The sequence below is a fragment of the Acinetobacter sp. YH12046 genome, from assembly GCF_013419905.1.
Classification (GTDB): Bacteria; Pseudomonadota; Gammaproteobacteria; order Pseudomonadales; family Moraxellaceae; genus Acinetobacter.
Window position 1 is genome coordinate 13,692 of the sequence record NZ_VOZF01000004.1, and the last position, 23,082, is coordinate 36,773.

Sequence of the window (23,082 nt, forward strand, 5' to 3'; positions counted from 1 at the left end):
AATACCACGGATCATATTCTTGTGAATAGCTCAGATTCCATATTGCATCCTCTTCAGCACATACTTAAAAAAGCCCTGTTGCCTTTTCAGTCCAGTGCCTTGATGACTTACTGTTTGCAGATGTTTATTGTGCTTTCAGGAACGACTTTTGGTCTAAAACTTCTCGGCTATGAGACTTTGATTGTTCCGGTTACTTTAGGGGCAATTGCTACTGCCCTGACCGATTTTGATGACCGTTTAAGTTTAAGGCTGCGCAATCTGGGGCTGGTCATGCTGCTGTTTTTTGCAGTCAGTAGCATGCTGGAATTTCTGCACTCCTATAAAGTCTGGTTTGCACTCTGGCTATCACTTTCTAGTGCCGTATTTATCTTAATGGGGGCTTTGGGACAGCGTTATGCCACCATTTCATTTGGCACTGTATTGCTGTCCATTTACACCATGTTTGGCTTGGGAGAATATGCGCACTGGTACGAACAGCCGCTGTATTTTGTAGTTGGTGTACTGTGGTATGGCCTGACTTCTATCCTATTTTATCTGATTCGTCCAACTTTACAGGTTCAGGAAAATCTGTCCATCAACCTACAACAGATGGCCGAACTGCTATCGACCAAAGCCAAATTATTTGATCCCGATAATCAGAATAATGTCGAACCGCTGCTTTATGAACTTTCCTTAAAAAATACCCAAGTCATTGAAAGCTTTAACCGCACCAAAGATTCTTTACTGACCCGACTCAAAGCCTCGCGCCTAAATCATAAAACTATTTACTGGCTGAATCTTTATTTTCTGACTCAGGATATTCATGAGCAGGCAACTGCCAACTATCTGCATTACGAGCAGATTCACCAGCATTTTAGCCGTACCGATCTGATCTTTCGGATTCAGAAAAATATTCACTTGCAGGCGCTTGCCTGCCAGCAGTTGGCTGCTTGCGTATTGCGTAATGAAACTTATCAGCTTCCTGAACAGCATCAACTGGCACTCAAAGCATTAGAAGCTTCCATGCAGGACTGGATTGCGCAGCACCCCCAGAATATTGAAGTGAAAAACTTACAGCTCATTCTGAGCAATCTGCTGAGTGTGTATGAACAGCTGCAACATTTGCAGGATGGACAAGTCATTTACCGTCCAGATTATCCAAAGCATTTTGATGATTCCAGCCTGTTTGATGATGACCTGCGTGGACCCGCAGATTTCTGGCTGAAATTAAAACCCCATTTGAGACCACAATCAGCGCTGTTTCGCCATGCGGTGCGGATCGCTTTGGTCTTTCTGGTTGGCTATGCCATTTCCCTATTACCCTTTGCCAAAAATGGCTACTGGATATTGCTGACCAGTCTGTTTGTATGCCAGATCAGTTATTTCGCTACCAAAAGCCGTTTAAAACTGCGGACTTTAGGTACATTGCTCGGCGTCATCCTGGGAATTCCGATCCTGTATTTTGTGCCGAGTATTGAAGGCCAATTGCTGCTCACGGTTATTTTCGGTGTCGGTTTTTTCTATTTGCGCTCCAAGAAATATGCTATGGCCACATTGATGGCAACCTTGGTGGTACTGCTGATTTTTAATCTGAAAGGCGCTGGCTATGCAGTCATTCTGCCGAGAATTATCGATACCCTGATTGGCTGTCTGATCGCCTGGCTGGCGGTCAGCTGCATCTGGCCAGACTGGAATTTCCGTAATATTTCCAGCAACATCAAAAAATCTTCCCAAGCGACGCTGAACTATTTACTGGCTATTCTGGAGCAATATCAGCATGGCAAAAATAACAGCATTGCTTATCGGACAGCACGTCGTTTGGCCCACAATGCCCAGATTGACCTTTCCAATATGATTTCCAGTCTGAGTACCGAACCAAATCCAGATCCGGTGCTGATTCGCAATGCCTTTCATTATCTAGTTTATAGTCACAGTCAGCTCAGTTATATTTCCGCATTGGGTAGCCATCGTGAACAGGTATCTGATCCGCAAATTCTGCAACTGCTCTCTGCCTGTCAGCAGACTTTAACCTCTGCCCTATCAAATCCTGAAAATGTACCGCAGCAGGACATTCAAGGCCAATTGGCAGAAATCCGGCAACTGAGTCAGCAGGAACATATTTCTACCCACCTGCTGCTGGTGCTTAAACAGATCAGTCTGTTACTGGAAACCTTGCCTGAATTATTGTCTCTAAGACAGCAATTACTAGCTGTTGAAATCAAATAACCAAGCGGAGCACTAGGATATAAGTATTTAAAATAATTAATTTTATCCTATAAATTTCATTTTGCTTAAATTGGTAGATTGGGTACACTCAAGCCTGATTGAATAGAACATAGAAGAGTGAGCGCGCGTGAATATTAAAACTTTGCGTCTGGTTGGATTGCTTGAAGGTATTTCATTTCTGCTGCTGTTATTTATTGCCATGCCGGTCAAGTACATGATGGATAACCCGATTCTGGTAAAATATATCGGCATGGGTCACGGCGTTCTTTTCGTGCTTTTTCTTGTGGTGTTATTTGCGGTCTGCGAAAAACAGAAATGGTCTCTGAGTATGTTTATTCTGGGCTTGATCGCGTCGATTCTGCCGTTTGGACCATTTATCTTTGATATGAAATTAAAGAAGTTGGAGCAGCCGGCTGAAGCTTAACTTTTGGATTCTAATCACTATATCAATCAAGATACAAGTAGCACTGCTGCGCAAAGGTAAGGTTATTTTATTAATATTTCCCTCTCTCTCCCATAGGGAGAGAGAACATTCAATACTTTTATTTGAGGCAAATAAAGTAAATAGCTTCATTCGATTAAATATTTAAGAGAAAGGAATTCTTTTAAAACTCCCCTCGCCCTTTTCTTTCCAACATCACCTGTTTCAGCTGCATACGTGGCAAGCTAAACCACAGCGCAATTAAAATAAACGAGGCACCGCAATAAGCCCAAAGATCAAAAGCTTCATAAGCAATTCTGACCACTTCAATCACGATAAAGAAACTCAGCATCATCAAGATGGATACTGTTGCCGCAACCGTGCCTTTAGACACTTCAGAAGACATTAGGGCAAAACGGTACAATACCGAAAAGCTGATCCCCTCTCCCAGACTGATACAAGTCGTACCGATAATCAGGCAATGCAGAAAATAATCCGAAATCAGCATTCCCACTAAAAGCAAAATGGTTCCAAACAACATCAATGGCACACCCAGCATCACTGTTTTACCGAGCGGCATCTTGTCGATAAGTTTTAGCAGAATGATATTGCCCAGAATCAGGCCACCCAATACCGGAAACTGAGCCAGGCCATATTGCATGCTGCTCAAGCCTAGTTCTTCAACCAGAATCACGGGAGATAAGGCAATCCATAACATCAATGGCAAGCTCACCAGTGGCAATGCCATGGTCATAATCACAAAACGCTTATTTTTCAGGACCTGTTTAAAGTCATCGATAATATAGCTGAGTGGCTGTTTGGGAATACTGATATTCGGATTCGGCATCTTCGCTTTTAGTCCAAACCAGCTCAGAAATGCCAGACAGGCAATGCCGATAAAACCCCAGTGCCATGAGACATGGTCAATCATAAAGGCACCGACTACTGGCCCTAAAAGTGGTGCCAGCAAGGAGACATTGGCCATAAGTGCCATGACTTTAATGGCATCGCGTTCTTCAAAACTTTCCTGAATCGCGGCATAACCCACAGCAGCAATAAAGGACAAGCCAAAACCTTGTAAAAAGCGCAGGAACAGAAAGCTTTGAATATTCGGTGTGAGTAAAATCGCCAGACAGCAGATTACAAAAAAAGCTACGCCACCGAGCAGGACTTTTTTACGGCCTAATCGGTCTGATAAGGGTCCTAAAATTGCGGCAACAAATGCCCCACCTAACAGGAAAAAGGACATAGAAGATGGTGCCCAGGAACTGCTTACGCCAAAATCACGGGTAATGGCCAACATGGCCGGCTGGATCAGGTCATTACAGATATAGACGGAGAATTCAAACAGCACCAGTGCCAGAGGAAACATCAGTGTGGCACGGGTCAGTTTGTGGGTTTGGGCGTTTTGCATGGGAGTTGTTATTGCCAGTCTGCCCATTAATAGCAGACCGAACTTTATCTAAAATAGAGAAGAATAATTTTAGCAGAGATCGGATTTAAAGTATTTTGAACTTTAACTGTTCTCAACCGATTTCTTCATTTTAAAAGATTCAGCTAAAACTTTATTTGCCTCTGTCAGTAATTTGACTTGTTCCAACGAATTATCAGAATTTGAATCAGCTTTCGAATCGTTATAAAGTTCCTGTCCAAAGAAACGATCTGCTAAATGTTTCCGAAGTTCTAAACGATCCTCATCTTTAAATTCACGGGCATAAAGTGGGAAAGAAGCGAGTTCAGTTCCCAACATTCTGGCTTTATATGCCACTTTACGATGTTTAGAAGATTCACGAGCTAAGTACCAAGCAGGTGTAGTTAAGCTAAAAAGCATCAATGTTTTGATTAGACTTTCCCAACCAAGTGGAATATGAATATAGGTACTATCTCTTAAATGATTCCAATTTTGGATAGAGATGTTAAGAAAACCCAATATCAATATTGTTCCAATAATTGCAAAATACCTAAAGCCCAATTTCTATATTTGTTTGCTATCGAAACTTGGCAGAGTAAAACTTGAAGTGCGACATAAACCACCTAATTAATTTAAAGGGTTTATGGAGTATATAAAATTGTCATACCATCATCTTAACTTTGAAGATCGTACTGCATTAATGCTTGAGTCAAGAAAAGAAGGCTTTTCAGCCAGAAAATTTGCTGAACTCATTAAAAGACATCCTAGTACGATCTATCGTGAGCTTAAAAGAAATAGCATCAATGACGTTTATCAAGCTCAATATGCTTCTGATAACACCTTCGCTAGACGTAGACGCGGTCACAGAAAACTCAAAATCGACTCAATTCTCTGGAGATTTATTGTTGAAGCGATCCGTTGTTTATGGTCTCCTCAGCAAATAGCAAAGCGTTTAAAGACATTTCCTGATTTGGATCAAACAATGAATGTAAGCCATACAACGATTTATTCAACTATACGAGCATTACCAAAGGGTGAGTTGAAAAAAGACTTATTATCCTGTCTGCGTCATGAAAATAAAAAGCGAAAAGCTAACGGTGAACCTAAAAAAGATTCTATATTACAGGATATTAAAACTATTCATGAGCGCCCAGCCGAAGTTCAAGAAAGAAAAATACCGGGTCATTGGGAAGCCGATTTAATTAAAGGTAAAGACAATAAAAGTTCGATAGCAACACTTATTGAACGAAATACACGGCTCTGTATCTTGGCAACATTACCTGATGCAAAGGCAGAATCAGTGCGCAAGGCTTTAACTGAAGCTCTGAAATATTTACCTGCAGAACTACGTAAAACGTTGACCTATGACCGTGGACGTGAGAAGTCAGAACATAAAATCCTAGAAGAAGATTTAGGCATAGATGTATATTTCTGTGACCCACATTCGCCATGGCAGAAAGGTACATGCGAAAATATGAATGGTTTAATTAGGCAATATTTACCTAAAGGGATTGATTTAAATCAGGCAGATCAGCATTATTTAAATCAAGTCGCCATGTCACTGAATACTCGTCCTAGAAAAGCGTTAGATTGGCTTACACCATTAGAGAAATTTGCTCAGCTTGTTGATTATCATAAGGCTTTTGAAACTGTCGCACCTCATGTTTGAATTCGCCCTTCTTCCTCATGAATTTCATCATATAATTTTTTAATTAAGCTATTATTTTTATCGTCTATATCCTGATTTAATAAATACTTCTTTACTCTTAACTCTTCAACTAATTGATTAGCTTCACTCTGTAATTTCAAAACATCTTCATTATTAAAAGAAATTCTTAATTGTTCTTTATGTATATCAAATAGTTGTCTGTTTATTTTTCTATAGCTTCTTTCTAAATTATCTTTATCTATATTTAAAGGGAAATCTAATTCATCAGTATCAGCGAATTTATACTGGCTATCAAATACCCCTAATACTTTTCTTGCAGTTCTTTCTGCTTCAAAGACTTCATCTAAATTGAAATGAGGATTCGCGTATTTTAATCTAGTTAGTAAAGACTCTAATAAATCGGTATGCTGTTCTAGCCGTTTAGAAAACTCCTCAAATCTATAGAGAATAAGAAGCTGTACTAAATCTAAGTAATCAAAAGTATTGTATGGGGCAGAATCAAATAATTTTTGTAGTTCATAACTTATATTACTAAGCACAGTTTCTATATTAATATCGTTTTTCATATCGCCCCAAAAAGCAAAAAAGCGCATCCTGAAGATACGCTTTTAACGAAGTTTTGTTTAAAGATCAAACATTATTATGGACATGCTGCTTTCTGGAAAGTTTTGGTATTTGAACCTCGTACACACTGATAGAGCTTTTCCGTATTGTGCATTTTCCAGTTTTTATCTTCTTTCCTAAAATGATAAATGGTCTGAATCGATCTCACCGAATCATCCATCAGACCTGTTTCAGTTACTTTCACCTGTCCAACTGTCGGTGACTCAACACGATTAAAGAACTGACGAATCTCGACTGTTGCCAGTTCTTCACGCAGGTCAGGCCTCATTTTAAGCACCTGATCCAAAGGTGTATCTGAAGAAGACTGCACTTTTGCAATCACTTTCTGGGTAGTTGTACAACCTGATGTCATCACACCCAGACCTAAAATTGTAACCGCCAATAACCGTAACATATTGTTTAACCCAGATTATCTTTATTATGCAGAAATTATCATGCCGGGCTTTTCAGCTTAACGCTATTTAGACTCTGTAAGTCCAGTTACAGAGCAATAAAAAAAGCGCACCTTTCGATGCGCTTTTGTAAATCTATTCTGATTAAAGATCGAATAGTTTGCCTGGGTTCATGATGCCATTTGGATCGAACACTTTTTTCAAGGCTTTCATGTATTCGATTTCTTCAGCTGAACGGGTGTATTCAAGATAAGGTTTCTTGGTCATACCCACACCATGTTCCGCAGAAATTGAACCGTCATATTTTTTCACAGTATCAAATACGTACTTGTTCACGACTTGGCATTTCGCAAAGAATTCATCTTTGGTCAGGTCAGCCGGTTTCAGGATATTCAAGTGCAGGTTACCGTCACCGATATGACCGAACCAGCAGATTTCGAAATCTGGGTAGTTTTCATTCACGATCGCATCGATTTCTTTAATGAATGCCGGTACGTGAGTGATCAGTACAGAGATGTCATTTTTGTATGGAATAAATGGAGCAATCGACTCAGAAATGTCTTCACGCAGACGCCATAAGCTGTGTACTTGCTCAAGACTTTGGCTCATCACGCCATCCAGCACCCAACCCTGTTCCATACAGTGCTCGAAGATTTCCATCGCCTTGTCCATAATCGGCTCAAACGGCGCTTCAAACTCAAGCAATACATAGAAGGGACATTCAGTTTCAAATGGACGCTGTACGTGACCATTGGCCAATACTTTTTGCATCGCCAGCTCACCGAAGAACTCAAATGCAGTCAGGTCGATTTTTGCCTGGAAGGCATGTAATACTGGCATGATCGCATCAAAATCAGGTACACCCAGTACCAGCACTTGCAGGTCTTGTGGCTGACGTTCCAGCTTGATTTCTGCTTCAGTGACTAAACCTAAAGTACCTTCACCACCGATGAACAGGTGTTGTAGTGCATAACCCGTTGCGTTCTTAATCATGCCTTTGTTTAGACGCAGTACATCACCTTTACCAGTCACCACAGTCAGGCCAAGCACCCAGTTACGGGTCATGCCGTATTTGATCACTTTAATCCCGCCGGCATTGGTGCCGATGTTCCCGCCGATCTGGCTTGAACCAGAAGAGGCAAAATCAACCGGATAGTACATGCCCTGCTCTTCAGCATAGTTTTGCAGCTGTTCAGTCACCACACCTGCCTGTACGCGCACCATACGGTCTGCCGGGAAGAATTCCAGAATCTGGTTCATCTTGTCCATGCTTACCACAATCTCGCCATTCGCAGCGACAGCACCTGCAGAAAGACCAGTACGACCACCTGATGGAGTCACTGCAACATTGAACTGATTGGCAAGCTTCACAATTGCTTGAACCTGTTCAGTCGAAGATGGGAAAACGATGACCGATGGGTTTGGATCAAAGTGTTTGGTATGATCACGACCCCAATTCTGGAGGCTGTCCGCATCAGTTTTAATACGGTTTTCACCCACAATTGCAGTCAATTGGGTCAATAACTCTGGGGTTAAAGCGACTGGAGCATTCATCGTTTGCAGACCTAGCATGAATTAAACAAGAGAGACCTCGCCAGTTTATTTGTATATTTTTCAGGCATTAAAACCTGTATACAAAGCAGGCGAAACATGATGATTAAAGCACCAAAACTGGCAGCTTAAACAGCATGGCGCAATATTATAAGCTATTTTTAGGGCTTTCCCTTAAAAAATGACAATTTTGATAATATACCTTTGAAAATGATAGTTTAACTCAACCAGTTCTATCATTTTCACTACTATCACTTGCAAAAATAGCTGATATTGTAGTCATCAAGGAAATGTATAACCGCCCCATTCCTGTGCTATTATACGGCGACTAAATTTGGCCTTTGTAGCGGAGCCGTAATGAGCCAACATCTATCTCTACCTAAAGATAAAATCCGTTTTCTATTGTTAGAAGGCGTTCACCAGAACGCAATCGACACATTGAATGCAGCTGGATATACCAATATCGACTATCGCAAAACAGCGCTTGAGGGTGAAGCACTGAAAGAAGCGATTAAAGATGCACACTTCATTGGTATCCGTTCCCGTACTCAGCTCACTGAAGAAGTGTTTGAAGCTGCGAACAAACTGATCGCGGTAGGTTGTTTCTGTATCGGTACTAACCAGGTGAACCTGGATGCAGCAATGCGTCGCGGTATTCCGGTATTCAACGCACCGTATTCAAATACACGTTCGGTTGCTGAACTTGTACTTGCTGAAGCGATTCTTCTGCTTCGCCGTGTACCTGAAAAATCTACAGATACACATGCAGGCGGCTGGAACAAATCTGCTGTAGGTTCGTTCGAAACTCGTGGTAAGACTTTAGGTATCGTTGGTTACGGTTCAATTGGTTCACAACTTTCTGTCCTTGCTGAAAGCCTGGGTATGAAAGTGATCTATTTCGACACAGTGACTAAATTACCACTGGGTAATGCACGTCAGGTCGGCACAATGGGCGAACTTCTTGCAAATGCTGATGTTGTTTCTATTCACGTTCCTGATGTTCCGTCTACACGTAACTTCATGACCAAAGAACAATTCGCGCAAATGAAAGAAGGCTCAATCTTCATCAATGCGGCACGTGGTACATGTGTGGTGATCGAAGATCTGGCTGAAGCATTGAAATCTGGCCATCTTGCGGGTGCTGCGGTTGATGTATTCCCTAAAGAGCCTAAAGCGAACGGTGAAGAATTCGTTTCTCCACTACGTAACATTCCAAATGTGATCCTGACTCCACACGTGGGCGGTTCTACTATGGAAGCTCAGGCGAACATCGGTCTGGAAGTTGCTGAGAAATTTGTAGCTTATTCAGATAAAGGTATGACGCTTTCTGCAGTGAACTTCCCAGAAATCGCGCTTCCATTAACTGAAGGCAAACACCGTCTGCTTCACATCCACAAAAACATTCCGGGTGTGCTGTCTAAGATCAACAACCTGTTTGCTGAACATGGCATCAACATCTCTGGTCAGACTTTAATGACCAAAGGCGATGTGGGTTACCTGGTGATGGATGTAGACGCAACTGCATCTCAAGAAGCACTCGATACTCTACACAACCTTGAAGGTACAATCCGCGTTCGCGTATTGTTCTAATTCAGGTTTTTAAAAAGCCACAGTCTTCGGGCTGTGGTTTTTTTATTGCTTAAAGGTTTTTATTTTTAAGCCTTACTCAGCTGATGCTGCTCTTCCGCTCTTCGAGAAATCGAAACAAATTTAGTCATGCCAAATCTTAAAATTGCACCTATGGTGCAAGCGCCGCTGATTCTGCTGATCGCGATGATTAGCATGCAGAGCAGCGGCTCCTTTGCCAAATATCTGTTTGGCCAGTTCCCGATCCTGACCGTTTCTGCCATGCGCCTGCTATTGGGTGCATTGATTCTGGCGCTCATTTTTAAAGTCTGGCAGATCAATTTCCGCCAGGTCAGATGGCCAGCCATTATCAGCTATGGCTTGGCATTAGCTGGCATGAATATGCTGTTTTATCTGGCAATTGATCGATTGCCGATTGGAATCGCAGTCTCTTTTGAATTTATTGGCCCTTTAAGTGTTGCCCTGTTTTATGCCCGGCAGAAATTTGATTTTATCTGGGTAGGATTGGCCATTCTGGGGCTGGTTCTGTTGTTTCCCTTTGATCAGGCTGCACAACCGCTTGACCCGATGGGCATCCTGTTTGCCTTAGGTGCAGGTTCCTGCTGGGCACTGTATATCGTGGCCGGACAAAAACCTTCGGGTGTATCAGGGAATCATACCGTGTGTCTGGGCATGTTCGTCGGCATGCTGGTGCTGATGCCGATTGCCCTATTTGCGGGAATGCCTGCTCATGTGTTTGAGCCAAGCAGCCTCATGTATTTTGTTATTTTGGCTGCACTTGCCAGTGCCTTACCCTTTACTTTGGAAATGATTGCACTGCGTAATTTAACCGCATTGAGTTTTGGCACTCTAATGAGCCTGGAACCTGCGGTTGCAGCACTCTCCGGTTTTGTATTCTTAGGCGAAACTTTATTGTGGACACAATGGCTGGCACTGGCCACCATTATCAGTGCGTCGATTGGCTGTACGGTGATGACACAAAGAAGAAAGCACTAAATAAAAAAGGCGCTCAAGCGCCTTTTTTAAATGACCTATTTAATTTTAGCGTGGCGTTGCATCCTTAATAGCTGTATTTAATGTTGTAGCTGCTGTCACATTATAGCCATCACATGCCGAAGCAAGATGGTCATACAGGTAATCTGTCCATTTGAGCATTAGAGGAGTTGCACCCTCTTCCCTTAAATTGTCCAAGGCAGCTTTTCTTGCTTGAGCAATATAATCGGCATGATCAATATGCTCTCCATGTTCCGAGAAAGTACTGGAATAAATTTCACCCTGATATTCGATCGCCCCAAAGTATTTATAATATTGCTGCGCATCGTCTTTATATTCGGCTTTTTTAAATTTCAGGTTAGCCATCGTGCCATCTAAAATGGTTTTCGCCATCTCTTGAACAGACTCGCCTGTCTGCCATTCAGCCAGTGTACGATAGCCAGTTTTGATATCCGGATCAAATTCAATAAATTCTTCCTCAGGATGTTCCGCCAGAATACGGAAACATTTAGATCCGTTCGGGAAAGTACGCGCCTTCTGTAAACCGACAAAATTGGTAGCAAATTGATTGTAATATTTACGTTCAGCATCCGTGGTATCAGTATTAAAGAAAACTCTGGTCTCGGTATCGTCATACATCTTCACGACAGCAATATTGGTACGTTCAGTTAAGGCTTTACCTGACAGGTCGTACCACTCCAGGTGTCGATGATTGCTGATGTTATTTTCCGGAATAGTGACGGGACGACTGGTAAATTGTTCAGAAGTATTTTCCAGTACTTTTTCCAGTTTATAACCTAATGCTGTACGGGCACGATCTGCAGGGAATACGCCTTTTTCTGTGACATAAATTGGGAAGGTCATATCTTCATCAAGATCATATTCAGTATTAACAGTCCGGTTATCATCTGCATACAAGATGCCGTCAGTGATTTTATTTTTATGACTGGCCAATAGAAGCTTTTCCGACTCCATATCTGAAGCATCAATATTCGGCAGGTTGAACTGATAGGTATAGAATTCAGAAATCGTATCTGATGTTCCATCACCATTATCCGGGGTTCCAGGATTGGTTGGGGTTGGTTGGCCTGCGACTGGCTCGTTATTATCAGAATCAGAGCCACCACATGCAGTCAGCATAAGGCTCAAGACAGCACAAGAGAGTAATCTTAATTTCATTATTATCTACCTTATTATTTTTTGATCGTTTTATTTTTCATTGTTATTTTAAAGTTGACCCAAATCATGAGGTCTAAGCCATTTTAATAAATATAAAATTAAGATCAAATTAAAAATTGATTAATTTGTAACCACAATCTCATCAACAATTAACGTTGAATTTAATTTTTTCGGTGGGGGATAAAATCAAAAATTTAAATCCACTGATCCAAAATCTGCTTCGTATTCACAAAATATTCTTCTGCCCTACTCATCAAAAATTAACCAGTTTGATATACTTCCGCTTTCTTCTGTATCTCGATTATACCCTTCTGGTATAAGTAGTTTCTCCCATGCCAAACGTCCAACTTCTTGCTGTATTGTACATGGTTCTCTCCATGACTTCATACCAGATCAGTGCATCCTTCGCCAAGCAACTTTTCCTGGTGCTTGACCCGATCACTGTCACTATTTTAAGACTCTGCTTTGCCGCCATTATTGTCTGTATCATGTTCCGTTCCTGGAAAGTTATCCGACGTTTACAATTCCTGAAATGGCGGGATCTGCTCTGCTATAGTGCTTCTCTAGGCGTGATGAATATCCTGTTCTACATGTCGCTGGGTAAACTCCCGCAAGGAATTGCGGTCGGACTGGAATTTATTGGCCCGCTAGGCTTGGCCTTAATTTCGATTCAGAACCGTAAGGACTATGTCTGGGTATTACTGGCAATTTTAGGTATTGTGCTGATGGTGCCATGGGGGGAAGCCAATAGCAGTAACTTTGACCTGTTTGGTGCAGCCTGCGCCTTAGGGGCCGGCCTCTGCTGGGCCCTATATATCTATTTTGGGCAACGCGTGGTACAGCAAAATATCGGGATGCATGCACTGACGATTGCCATCAGTATTTCAGCCCTGTGTTTACTACCAATCGGCCTATATAACAACACCTCTGCTTTGATTGATACTCAATATTGGGGCAAGGCCATTACCATCGCAGTGCTGGCAACAGCCATTCCTTATGCGCTGGATTTAAAAGCGCTTCAGCACTTGAATAAAACCAGTTATGGTACGCTTTCCAGTCTGTCTCCAGCTCTGGCGGCACTGGTAGGTTTTATTTTGCTGGGTGAAAAAATTACGCTACTTCAAACCGTCGCACTGGTTTGTATTATGCTGGCTTCAGTTGGCGTGACCATGCGGGAAGCACGACAGCAATATAAAACCCGGAAAATAGAAAGCTGAATAAATAAAAAAAGATGGCACTCTGGCCATCTTTTTTTGTCATGAAAATTTGAATTTAAATAAATTTAAATATTAGCTTTTAACCAGCATGTCTTTTTTCATTTCTTTATAACGCTGATATTCAGTTTTGTACTGATCCGCTAGAGCCTGCTTTTGTTCATCTCCCAGAATTTTTCCGGCCTGCTGGAAGAAAGCATGCTCTTCTTCTTTCAAATGATGATGTACCTTATCTGACAGTTTCTTGGCAATTGCAATCCAGCTTGGGCTACTAAATTCAGTTTCAGTCAGTTCCTCAATCATTTCATCCATCTCATGATGTTCTGCCAAGGCGTGACGGGTAATGTTCAGGCCGGGATCTGTCATCATCAAGGGAATATAAAAGTAACGGTCTTCTGCGGTTTCATGCGCAAACAGTTCATTCTTCAGCTGCTTGAACAACTCACGACGTTCTGGCGAATCCCCCGAAGTTTGCAGTAATTTTTCTGCCAGATCACGCTGGATTTCATGACTTTCCCTTAATGCTTCAAAAATGGTGGTCATGTAATTTTTCTCCTGTTTTTGTCATGCCTTTGCTTCAGCATAGAGTGAAACCGGCAAATGGTCAGGAATATTTATAAGGCGAATTTGTATAAAAAACTTTAATATTGAGAATAGTTTACATCTATTTTTAGGCTAAAAACATCTGATAAGCCATACGGCAAATCAGCAAACTGACCAGGATCAGAAACAGAATCCGGATAAAACCGCTGCCATATTTAAAGGCCAGTTTAACTCCTAATAGCGAACCGCAAATATTCGCAGCTGCCATCATGGCACCCACCAGAAATAGCACATGACCTGTAGGAATAAAGAAACTCAGTGCCGCGAGATTAGTAGTGAAATTGGCAATTTTCGATAAAGCTGAGGCATGCAAGAAATCCACGCTCAGATAACGGATAAAGAAAAAGATAAAGAAACTGCCCGTGCCTGGGCCAAAAATTCCGTCATAAAAACCGATGGCCAGACTGCCTAGTGCTGCCAGTATCAGCATCTTTTTATTCAGCTTTTGCTCGACATGTACCCGACCAAACTGCTTTTTCATGAAAGTATAAATCGCAATCACGATCAGCATAATCAGCACAAAAGGCTTGAGAATATCCACCGGAATCAAGGTGACACTGGCTGCTCCAATAAATGAGCTAATAAAGCTGCACAGCGCAATTACACCAAGTAAAACCCATGGCAGTTTGACCTGTCTAAGATAGGAAAAGGCTGCCGAGCCTGTACCAAAAATAGAGGCCAGCTTGTTAGTGCCAAATACCGTGGCAGGTTGCAACTGCGGCAGACTGCTCATAATCGCCGGGATCTGGATCAGACCGCCACCACCGACAGCAGCGTCAATCGCTCCGGCCATAAAGGCAAAAAGCACCAGACTGAGGATAATCTCGATGTCCATTGTTATTCAACGCGCCTAGAGATTAAGAACACGTTTAGGTACCAGACGTTTTTTATCCGTGATTTCAGCCAGGCCTAAGCATTTCTCACCATCAAAGACCAACACCTGTGGCTCTGCCGGATGATCGATATTACTTTCCATACCTCGGCTAAAATATTCTGCACGGCCTTCCGGTGCCTGAATCTGCGGGAAATGCTGTACCGGTGCATAAGCTGGCAGTAATAGTGCTTCACGTTCTGCCTCAGTCAAGCTTTCCAGATATTCAATGGTATATCTTGGAATAAGGTCAAAATGACCGGTTTGAATCCGGTGCAGATAAGTCAGATGACCATAAGTACCGAGTGCTTTGGCAATATCTTCGCCGAGTACCCGGATATAAGTGCCTTTAGAACAGGTCACATCCAGCGTAATACTATTTTCAGTCAAAGATAAAAGCTCAATTGCATAAATGGTAATTGGACGTGCTTCACGTTCGATTTCAATGCCCTTACGCGCCAACTCATACAGCGGACGACCTTCTTTTTTCAGAGCCGAATACATCGGTGGCACTTGCTGGATCTCACCAACAAACTTGGCAATTGTCTCCTGAATCAACTCTTCATTCAGTTTAGGGACCGGTTTTTCCAGCAGAATCTCTCCTTCGACATCACCTGTCGTAGTGCTATGTCCCAGAAAAACTGTGGTCTGGTAACGCTTGGTTGAATCCAGCAGATAATGCGAAAATTTGGTCGCCTCACCCAGACAGATCGGTAAAAGACCGGAGGCCAAGGGATCTAGTGCACCAGTATGTCCAGCTTTTTGCGCACGATATAACCAGCGTACTTTTTGCAATGCAGCATTCGAGCTGATGCCTAGAGGCTTATTTAATAGAAATACACCGCTGATATGACGACGCTGAATTTTAGGAGATGAAGCTTTCATGGCAAAAAGTCAGACATTTTATAAATTGGCGCAATGGTAAAACCCCTGCCAATTATTTACAACTTTTCTACAGCATATAAGGTGCAATATCTCCTATCCTGCCGAATGCAAAATTTAAAATAATCCGATAATTAAAATAAAGGTGCATAGGATATGCAGAAATATAAACTATGGATCGTGATTGCGCTCATCGTATTGTGCTTGATTACCCTGATTCTATGGCTTGCGCCCAGGGATGAAGCACAGGCACGTGTCTCGGGCCCGCAATCCACCAATGAAAGCAGCGCTCAACAGGCAGCAGCACTGGCCAATGGCCCCGTAAATAATATATTCCCGAGTCCAAGCCAGCAGGATACGGAAATTAATTGCCAGATGCAGATGGATGCCAGCAATCGCCTGATTGTCAATGAACAGACCCGTAACTGTTTTGAATATTTTATTACCCAATATGGGGAAAAAACCCTCGAACAAATCCAGCGAGATTTTAAAGCCTATATTCAGCAAAATTATCAGGATCCTGCACTCTCACAAGTTCTGGATCTTTGGAACCGTTATATCCAGTATCGTCAAGGTTTGGGAGAACTGACTCCACCTGTAGGTCTGGATCAAGAAGATCCAGCTTACTACCGCAGTATCTATGCCAACACCCAGAATCTGCGTAAGCGCTTTTTCTCTGATTATGAAATTGAAGGACTGTTTGGCACTGAAGATACCTATCATGAATATACCTTAGACCGTATGGCAGTCATGGCGGATAAACAACTGAGCGAAGCAGAAAAAGCCCAGAAACTAAAAGAACTATTTGCACAGTTACCGCAGGACTGGCAAGAAAATCTGGAGCAGCTGAATAAACTGGAAGATCTGCGTAAACTTACGGCTGATATTAAAGCCCGAGGTGGTTCTGCGGAAGAAATCCGTCAGATGCGACTGAATCTGGTCGGTCCTGAAGCAACCCAACGTCTGGAAAAACTTGATGATGAACGTGCGAATTGGAAATCCAGTGTGACGCGTTACTTGGGCGAGCGCGATAACATCCTAAAAAGTGGCCTGAGTGAAAATGCCAAACAGCAGGCAGTTGATCAGTTGCGTCAGAAACATTTCCAGCGCCCTGAAGAACGGCTTCGTGTAGGTACATTTGAACAGGTACATGATCAGGGTGGGACCCTACCCTTTGCCAATTAATTTTCAGCTAAAATTGCTCATTGACGCCGTAGCTACACAGTACTGCTACGGCGTCGAATATCTTCTCTTATTCCCTTTTTTTTGTCTCATCTCTTATATAAAAACAGTAACGCTGACCCTCTATTTTGAGAGTTTGACAGAGCCATTTCTCTCTGAAAGCCTTGATTTTCTTGGGCTGATTACTTTTTTTAACATTGTTATTTGTTTCTAACTATTTCAACCTAAACATTCATCAATCTTATATTTCAAGGAGTTAACAATAAAATACATACGTATATAAATTGCAAATTTATGGACTCATAAATGCTCATCAGGCATGGCCCGAAATGACATGGAATTGGCTCATCAGCATGAAAAAATGCTTCTGCTTCAAAATAATAATTTTTGCGCGTGATTGAAGATTAGGTCTGCACGATCGAGACATCCAACTTCAATATTTATCGTGCATCAATACTCCCGAGCAATGATTGCTTTTTATAACAATAAAATGAACAAAGGAACGGTTATGCGTACTTTTATTAAAACAACACAGATGCTGGCGCTTTCCTTGGCAGCAGGCCTCGGTTTTGGCTTTTCAACACAAACCCAGGCGGCAGCAAGTGCAGTTCAGGTCACTGAAAAAGCCAAATCAGACTATGCCAAAACCAAATATCCTATTCTGATGGTGCATGGCTGGCTAGGCTGGCAACGCATAGGTACTGATACCATTGGCTTAGATTACTGGTATCAGATTCTGCCGGATATGGCTCGTAATGGCTCTACCGTGTTTGCCGCCCAATTGTCGCCTGCCAATACCACGACCCACCGTGGTGAACAGCTCATTCATCAGGTCGATGAAGTGCTGGCAATTACAGGGAAGGAAAAAATCAATCTCATCGGTCACTCCCATGGTGGCCCGACTGTACTCTATGTGGCAGCGACTCGACCGCAGCAGATTGCATCCATTACGGGGGTTGCAGGCACCTATCATGGCTCTAAAGTGGCCGATGATATTCAGAACAATACTCTTACCCGCACTGCTTTTAATGTTCTCGGTGATTATATTATTGGGCCACTGATCGCACTGGGACAGTTCAAACCTGAACTGGAAATTGATTTCGATGCATCCATGAAATCCCTGACCCAAACTGGCTCCAGCTCTTTTAATGCCAGCGTGGCCAAACAGATGGTGCAGGATGGTGTCTTAGCCTCCACAGAAAACTGTAATAAGAACCTGAAATCAAAAGACCGTAACGGTATCTATTATTATTCTTGGACCGGTGTGGCTCAAGCGACCAATGCACTGGATATCGATACCATCCTGATGCAGCTTGGCCCTTTATCTTACGGCAATAAAGACAACGATGGCATGGTTGCCCGTTGTAGTGCATTCATTGGTAAGGTGATTAATGACCAGTACAAGCTGAACCATACCGATCTGGCCAATATGATGTTTGGTCTTAAAGGCCTGTTTGCTCCGGATCCGGTGGCGATGTACCGTCAACATGCCAATCGTTTAAAACTTCAGAATCTATAATTTTCATCGCCCTTATATCTACGGATATAAGGGCTTTTTCGTTATTTTCACTTAAAAAAATAGGGAGATAAAACACTCAAAACGCTTAATGGGTCAGCTTTTCAGCTGGCTATTCCCCACATTATGGCGAGGATCGCCTTAACACAACAACAAGAATGAGGAAATAATGATGAAATATGGAGTATTAACGACAGGTCTGCTCATGGCAGCGGCCTGCTTTACGGCTCATGCCTCTACCCAGGCCAGTCAGGTGACGGCGAAAGCCAGTTCACAATATGCCAAAACCAAATATCCGATTGTATTTTCACACGGCATGGCGGGTTTCATTCGGGTTGGCACTGACCAGTTTGGACTGGACTATTGGTATCAGATTTTACCTGATCTGGCCCGTAATGGTGCGAATGTTTGGGCAACGCGAGTCTCCCCTTTTAACTCATCTGAAATTCGCGGTGAACAACTTTTGGAGCAGGTCAAGGAAATTGCCGCAATTACCGGAGCAGATAAAGTTAATCTGATCGGACACTCACATGGTGGCCCAACAATTCGTTATGTGGCCGGTTCAGAACCTAAACTGGTGGCTTCATTAACCACAGTAGGTGCACCGCACAAAGGTTCACCGGTTGCAGACCTGATTCTAAAAGCTGAAGGGACTGCTATTGAAGCGCCACTGGTCGGCACAATAAATCTGGTTTCTAAAGCCATTACCTGGGCTCAAGGCCTGGACCCAAACTCTTATCCGCATGATTCACTTGCGGGTGGCAGCAGTTTAACGGCATTGGGCTCTGCGAACTTTAATCAGAGATATCCCATTGGTATGCCGACTACCACCTGTGGTGAAGGTGCATATCAACAAAAAGGTATCTACAACTATTCATTCACAGGTGTAGGCCAAGTTACCAACCCGCTCGATCCTGATTCAGCACTCAAAGTTACAGCCCTGCTCATTGATGGCGGCAAGGAAAATGATGGTCTGGTCTCCCGCTGTAGTGCCAAATTCGGTAAAACCATTCGGGATAACTACAACTGGAACCACCTGGACGAAGTGAACCAGTTACTCGGGTTAAAAAATGTCTTTGCTCCAGACCCAGTCGATGTTTATCGCCAGCATGCCAACCGCTTAAAACTGCAAGGTTTATAGAGCTACACAAGCCTCTATTCATCCAGAGGCTTTTTCCATCTTATTTTTCGCTAAATTTTTTCTTAAAATTTACTTGTTAATCATGATTAAACTGCATATAAAATATTCATCAAATATAAAAAGAACTGTGAAATAAAATAAATGCAGATACCTTCTATAGAAATCAAAAACAGATTTAAAAGAACCTGCCCCTGTTGCAAACGAAAAGTGATTAATCCTTTTCAATTTAAAAAATATGAGCCTTATTATTGTCCCTCTTGTCATCGACATATTATCGCAAATGTATGGATCAGTATTTTACTGGCTATCACACAATGTTTTATTTGCATTCAACTTTTTAATGCAGGATTCCAGTCTTGGGGATATTTTGTATTATTCCTGATGTTTATTCATAAAATTTTCTTGGATATTTTGGATGCCATGATCTTGCCTTTGCAGGAACATTTCGAATAAATCCAGATAAAAGCAAACATAAAAAAATGCGCCCAAAGGCGCATTTTTTTGCTTAAAAGCAAGGCTAAAATTAACCTTGTTTACGAGCTGGCAATTTTTCACGAATACGTGCAGCTTTACCAGACAATTCGCGTAGGTAGTAAAGTTTAGCACGACGAACGTCACCACGACGTTTCACTTCGATTTTAGCAACGATTGGAGAGTGAGTTTGGAATACACGCTCAACGCCAACACCGCTAGAAATTTTACGTACTGTGAACGCAGAGTTCAGACCACGGTTTTTCTTAGCAATGACAACGCCTTCGAACGCTTGTAGACGTTCACGGTCGCCTTCTTTTACTTTTACTTGGACAACTACTGTGTCACCTGGTGCAAAAGCTGGGATGTCTTGTTTAAGCTGAGCATTTTCAACAGCTTGTACTAAAGGATGCTTACCGCTCATGGGGTATCTCCAATATGTGCGAGTCAGAAGAGGTCTGATTATCGCTGGGTATAGAGGCTAAATCGCATAGACCCGATTGACTTTCCCTTTATGCTTGACCGCTTCAATGCATAAAGAGCCTATTTTAAATATTTAAACAACATTGCTTAAATACAGATTTGGACAACAGGATTAGTTGTTGCCACTTTTTAAATCTTTTAGCCATTTCTTTTGCTGCTTGGTCAGTTCAACTTTTTCTACCAATTCAGGCCGGCGTTCCAAAGTGCGCTGATATCGCTGCAAAAACCGCCATTTTTCAATATTGGCATGATGTCCCGATTTCAAGATGTCCGGTACATCCATACCTTCAAAATGGTCTGGCTTGGTATATTGTGGGCAATCTAACAGACCATCCACAAATGAGTCTTGTACGTGTGATTGTTCATCTGACATTGCACCCGGAAGTCTCCGGATAATACTGTCCAATAAAACCATCGCAGGGAGCTCACCACCCGATAACACGTAATCTCCAATCGACCATTCCTGATCAACATATTTCTGGATCAAACGTTCATCGACACCTTCATAACGTCCGCACAATACAATCAGTCCGTCATATTTAACGAAGTCCTGTACCGCAGGTTCATTTAAGGTTTTTCCTTGTGGTGACATATACACCACAGGAACGTTAACTGCACCCGCTTGCGCTGCAAGCTCTTTGGCACGATGAATTGCTTTCGCTAATGGCTCAGCCATCATCACCATACCGGGACCACCACCAAATGGACGTTCATCCACCCGTTTATAGTTCCCTTCAGCAAATTCTCGTGGATTAATACAATGAATTTGCATCAAATCACGTTTTGCTGCGCGCCCGCTAATACCGTAGGCTGTAATCGCTTCAAACATTTCAGGAAAAAGCGTAATGACTGCAAAGAACACCGCAGACTCCTCATTTTCCTGCTGTGTTAACCCTTTTTAAGGATTAATAATCTACGCCCCAATTTACGTAGATACGACCAGCTTCGAGATCAACCCGCTGTACCACATCTTTATGCCATGGAATCATTCGCTCTTCGCCATCGACGCTGTCAGCAGTAGCGCGAACTACCATCACGTCATTGGCACCTGTTTCAAACATTTCATGGATTTGACCGAGATTCACTTCCTGTTCTTCTTCATCCAGACCTAACACAGTTAGACCTTTCAAATCAGACCAGTAATACTCGTCCACGCCTGGTTGAGGCAGTTGCGATTTAGAAATCCAGACATTAGCACCCACCAGGCCGTCTGCTGCGGTACGATCACTCACACCTTTTAGCGAAACAACCAAGCCCTTGCCATGTGGTTTCCAACGTTTTACATCGACAATTTGCCAACCTGCTTTGGTCTCAATGTACCAAGGAAGGTAGTCAAATATGTTGCTCATAGGTTCTGTATTGGAATAGACCCAGAGCCACCCATTTAATCCATATGCTGAACGTAACTGTCCAATCTGAATACGATCTTCGGGAACATTCTGTGTTGGTGTCATGGGCTACCTGCTACCTTAAAATTAAGCAGCAGCTGCAGCTTTCTTAGCTTGAGCAGCTAAAGAAGCAACACGTTCAGAAGGTTGAGCACCTTGAGAAACCCAGTGAGCAAAACGGTCAGCATCTAAACGAAGTTTTTCTGCTTTACCTTGAGCTGTAGGGTTGAAGAAACCGATACGTTCGATGAAACGACCGTCACGTGCATTACGGCTATCAGTCACAATGATTTGATAGAACGGACGTTTTTTAGCACCACCGCGTGCAAGACGAATAACAACCATGATAGAACCTTATAGTTTTTACGGATTATTCATGTACCGACCACCGGAACACTTCAAACCCCTTTCATAGAGGGCAATATTTTACTTGAACTTTGCCCTGAATGAAAGATTAAAAATTGGTTATCCACAGTTTTGAATTTATTTACCGTCCCAAGATGCACATGGGTCTGAGGTTTTGACCCAGCATTGATTACCTTTACTATCCAAAGTTAGCTTACCTGTAGTGGCCTGAGGAATTGCTTCCATCGTCCATACTTGATTATCATTTGACAATGTTAAGCCCAATGTATAATTCTTTTTAACATCATCAGAAACTTTTGGCGTAATAAAAGTTGCAGTAGATATACCACTATAACTACCATGAGCAACTTTATATGTGGATAACTGTTGCGCAATATCTAACATCACACTTTGAGCTTCAACGCGTTTGGTTCTTTCTTGGTAACCCGTATAGCTTGGATAAGCAATTGCAGCCAAAATACCAATTATGATCACAACAATCATTAATTCAATGAGCGTAAAACCTTGTTTATATGATTTCATTTGATCCCTCATTGGCATTTAGATGGTACTGTACAAGAAGTATCGGACCATTCACATGTTGCTCCCTGGCTATTTGATGCATAATTTTTATACAAACCAGCATCATCTAAAGTCTGATTCACACAAGATTTAATCGACCATTTTCTTAGGCTAGATGTGACAGTCGTTGTATAGATCAGCTTGGTTCCTACATTAGCTGACACACTTTTTCCATTCATACCTTCATAACTAAAGTTACGTGACTTCTCTTTCTCAAGCTCAAGACTCAAATCAGCGATTTGTTGCAAAGCAAGCTTTTCATTACCTCTACGAACTTGAGCCTGATAACTTGGCAGTGCAATGGCTGCCAAGATAGCTAGAATTATAACTACAATCATTAACTCTATCAGAGTAAAGCCTTGGTTGATTTTC

24 protein-coding genes are annotated in these 23,082 nt (G+C 42.3%); 9 read left to right on the top strand and 15 right to left on the bottom strand.

The features are described 5' to 3' along the window. The first annotated feature begins 102 nt into the window (after positions 1-102). Positions 103-2,205, top strand: a complete 2,103-nt coding sequence (yccS, locus tag FTU03_RS04215; protein WP_257225563.1) for a YccS family putative transporter — start codon at positions 103-105, stop codon at positions 2,203-2,205. A 127-nt stretch (positions 2,206-2,332) separates the two neighbouring features. Then, positions 2,333-2,629, top strand: a complete 297-nt coding sequence (locus tag FTU03_RS04220) for a DUF3817 domain-containing protein (RefSeq protein ID WP_004787034.1) — start codon at positions 2,333-2,335, stop codon at positions 2,627-2,629. Positions 2,630-2,810: 181 nt separating this feature from the next. Here FTU03_RS04220 and FTU03_RS04225 read toward each other — a convergent pair whose 3' ends face one another. Together FTU03_RS04225 and FTU03_RS04230 are read right to left on the bottom strand one after the other, a co-directional pair. Next, positions 2,811-4,040: an MFS transporter gene (locus FTU03_RS04225; RefSeq protein WP_179992148.1), complete on the bottom strand. Its 1,230-nt coding sequence runs from the start codon at positions 4,038-4,040 to the stop codon at positions 2,811-2,813. 102 nt (positions 4,041-4,142) lie between these two features. After that, positions 4,143-4,556, bottom strand: a complete 414-nt coding sequence (locus FTU03_RS04230) for a hypothetical protein (RefSeq protein WP_179992149.1) — start codon at positions 4,554-4,556, stop codon at positions 4,143-4,145. 181 nt (positions 4,557-4,737) lie between these two features. Between FTU03_RS04230 and FTU03_RS04235 the strand changes: the two genes are divergently transcribed. Next, the gene (locus tag FTU03_RS04235; protein WP_257225564.1) at positions 4,738-5,706 is read left to right on the top strand and encodes an IS30 family transposase; all 969 of its coding nucleotides are present in this window, start codon (positions 4,738-4,740) and stop codon (positions 5,704-5,706) included. On the opposite strand, the gene FTU03_RS04240 is transcribed toward FTU03_RS04235, so the two are convergent. The 3 genes from FTU03_RS04240 to FTU03_RS04250 form a co-directional block, all read right to left on the bottom strand. After that, positions 5,697-6,272, bottom strand: coding sequence for a hypothetical protein (locus FTU03_RS04240; protein ID WP_179992151.1), 576 nt, complete (start codon positions 6,270-6,272; stop codon positions 5,697-5,699). The genes FTU03_RS04235 and FTU03_RS04240 overlap by 10 nt on opposite strands. Before the next feature lie 74 nt (positions 6,273-6,346). Next, positions 6,347-6,724 carry a hypothetical protein gene (locus FTU03_RS04245; RefSeq protein ID WP_179992152.1) on the bottom strand — a complete coding sequence of 126 codons (378 nt, stop codon included), beginning with the start codon at positions 6,722-6,724 and terminating at the stop codon, positions 6,347-6,349. 142 nt (positions 6,725-6,866) lie between these two features. Then, positions 6,867-8,276 carry an FAD-binding oxidoreductase gene (locus tag FTU03_RS04250; RefSeq protein ID WP_034704522.1) on the bottom strand — a complete coding sequence of 470 codons (1,410 nt, stop codon included), beginning with the start codon at positions 8,274-8,276 and terminating at the stop codon, positions 6,867-6,869. Between the two features lie 354 nt (positions 8,277-8,630). Between FTU03_RS04250 and serA the strand changes: the two genes are divergently transcribed. Together serA and FTU03_RS04260 are read left to right on the top strand one after the other, a co-directional pair. After that, positions 8,631-9,863 carry a phosphoglycerate dehydrogenase gene (gene serA / locus FTU03_RS04255; protein ID WP_005233651.1) on the top strand — a complete coding sequence of 411 codons (1,233 nt, stop codon included), beginning with the start codon at positions 8,631-8,633 and terminating at the stop codon, positions 9,861-9,863. A gap of 126 nt (positions 9,864-9,989) precedes the next feature. Further along, positions 9,990-10,856: a DMT family transporter gene (locus tag FTU03_RS04260; protein WP_179992153.1), complete on the top strand. Its 867-nt coding sequence runs from the start codon at positions 9,990-9,992 to the stop codon at positions 10,854-10,856. Positions 10,857-10,901: 45 nt separating this feature from the next. On the opposite strand, the gene FTU03_RS04265 is transcribed toward FTU03_RS04260, so the two are convergent. After that, entirely contained in the window at positions 10,902-12,032 is a 1,131-nt protein-coding gene (locus tag FTU03_RS04265; protein ID WP_179992154.1) for a hypothetical protein, read from the bottom strand. Between the two features lie 332 nt (positions 12,033-12,364). Here FTU03_RS04265 and FTU03_RS04270 point away from each other — a divergent pair, with 332 nt between their 5' ends. Then, positions 12,365-13,249 (top strand): DMT family transporter, encoded by an 885-nt coding sequence (locus FTU03_RS04270; RefSeq protein WP_179992155.1) that lies wholly within the window; start codon positions 12,365-12,367, stop codon positions 13,247-13,249. Positions 13,250-13,321: 72 nt separating this feature from the next. Here the strand turns inward: FTU03_RS04270 and FTU03_RS04275 are convergent, their stop codons facing one another. The 3 genes from FTU03_RS04275 to truB all read right to left on the bottom strand — a co-directional run bounded on the left by FTU03_RS04275 (position 13,322) and on the right by truB (position 15,605). Next, entirely contained in the window at positions 13,322-13,789 is a 468-nt protein-coding gene (locus FTU03_RS04275) for a hemerythrin domain-containing protein (RefSeq protein ID WP_179992156.1), read from the bottom strand. 127 nt (positions 13,790-13,916) lie between these two features. Then, entirely contained in the window at positions 13,917-14,684 is a 768-nt protein-coding gene (locus tag FTU03_RS04280; RefSeq protein WP_004787054.1) for a TSUP family transporter, read from the bottom strand. A 15-nt stretch (positions 14,685-14,699) separates the two neighbouring features. Next, positions 14,700-15,605, bottom strand: coding sequence for a tRNA pseudouridine(55) synthase TruB (gene truB, locus FTU03_RS04285; protein WP_179992157.1), 906 nt, complete (start codon positions 15,603-15,605; stop codon positions 14,700-14,702). Between the two features lie 153 nt (positions 15,606-15,758). Between truB and FTU03_RS04290 the strand changes: the two genes are divergently transcribed. From FTU03_RS04290 to FTU03_RS04300, 3 genes are all read left to right on the top strand, one after another. Then, positions 15,759-16,787, top strand: a complete 1,029-nt coding sequence (locus tag FTU03_RS04290) for a lipase secretion chaperone (protein ID WP_179992158.1) — start codon at positions 15,759-15,761, stop codon at positions 16,785-16,787. A 505-nt stretch (positions 16,788-17,292) separates the two neighbouring features. Further along, on the top strand, positions 17,293-18,303 hold the full coding sequence (locus FTU03_RS04295; protein ID WP_179992159.1) for a triacylglycerol lipase: 1,011 nt from the start codon (positions 17,293-17,295) through the stop codon (positions 18,301-18,303). A gap of 169 nt (positions 18,304-18,472) precedes the next feature. Continuing rightward, entirely contained in the window at positions 18,473-19,441 is a 969-nt protein-coding gene (locus tag FTU03_RS04300) for a triacylglycerol lipase (protein WP_034704494.1), read from the top strand. A gap of 523 nt (positions 19,442-19,964) precedes the next feature. On the opposite strand, the gene rplS is transcribed toward FTU03_RS04300, so the two are convergent. From rplS to FTU03_RS04330, 6 genes are all read right to left on the bottom strand, one after another. Continuing rightward, entirely contained in the window at positions 19,965-20,336 is a 372-nt protein-coding gene (rplS, locus tag FTU03_RS04305) for a 50S ribosomal protein L19 (protein ID WP_004787066.1), read from the bottom strand. Positions 20,337-20,507: 171 nt separating this feature from the next. Then, positions 20,508-21,257, bottom strand: a complete 750-nt coding sequence (gene trmD / locus FTU03_RS04310) for a tRNA (guanosine(37)-N1)-methyltransferase TrmD (protein WP_179992160.1) — start codon at positions 21,255-21,257, stop codon at positions 20,508-20,510. Positions 21,258-21,300: 43 nt separating this feature from the next. Then, positions 21,301-21,849, bottom strand: coding sequence for a ribosome maturation factor RimM (gene rimM, locus FTU03_RS04315; protein ID WP_004787070.1), 549 nt, complete (start codon positions 21,847-21,849; stop codon positions 21,301-21,303). A 21-nt stretch (positions 21,850-21,870) separates the two neighbouring features. Then, positions 21,871-22,128 carry a 30S ribosomal protein S16 gene (gene rpsP, locus FTU03_RS04320; protein ID WP_004826436.1) on the bottom strand — a complete coding sequence of 86 codons (258 nt, stop codon included), beginning with the start codon at positions 22,126-22,128 and terminating at the stop codon, positions 21,871-21,873. Positions 22,129-22,266: 138 nt separating this feature from the next. Beyond that, the gene (locus FTU03_RS04325; RefSeq protein WP_179992161.1) at positions 22,267-22,671 is read right to left on the bottom strand and encodes a type IV pilin protein; all 405 of its coding nucleotides are present in this window, start codon (positions 22,669-22,671) and stop codon (positions 22,267-22,269) included. 8 nt (positions 22,672-22,679) lie between these two features. Beyond that, positions 22,680-23,078: a prepilin-type N-terminal cleavage/methylation domain-containing protein gene (locus FTU03_RS04330; protein WP_373684490.1), complete on the bottom strand. Its 399-nt coding sequence runs from the start codon at positions 23,076-23,078 to the stop codon at positions 22,680-22,682. Between the last annotated feature and the right edge of the window lie 4 nt (positions 23,079-23,082).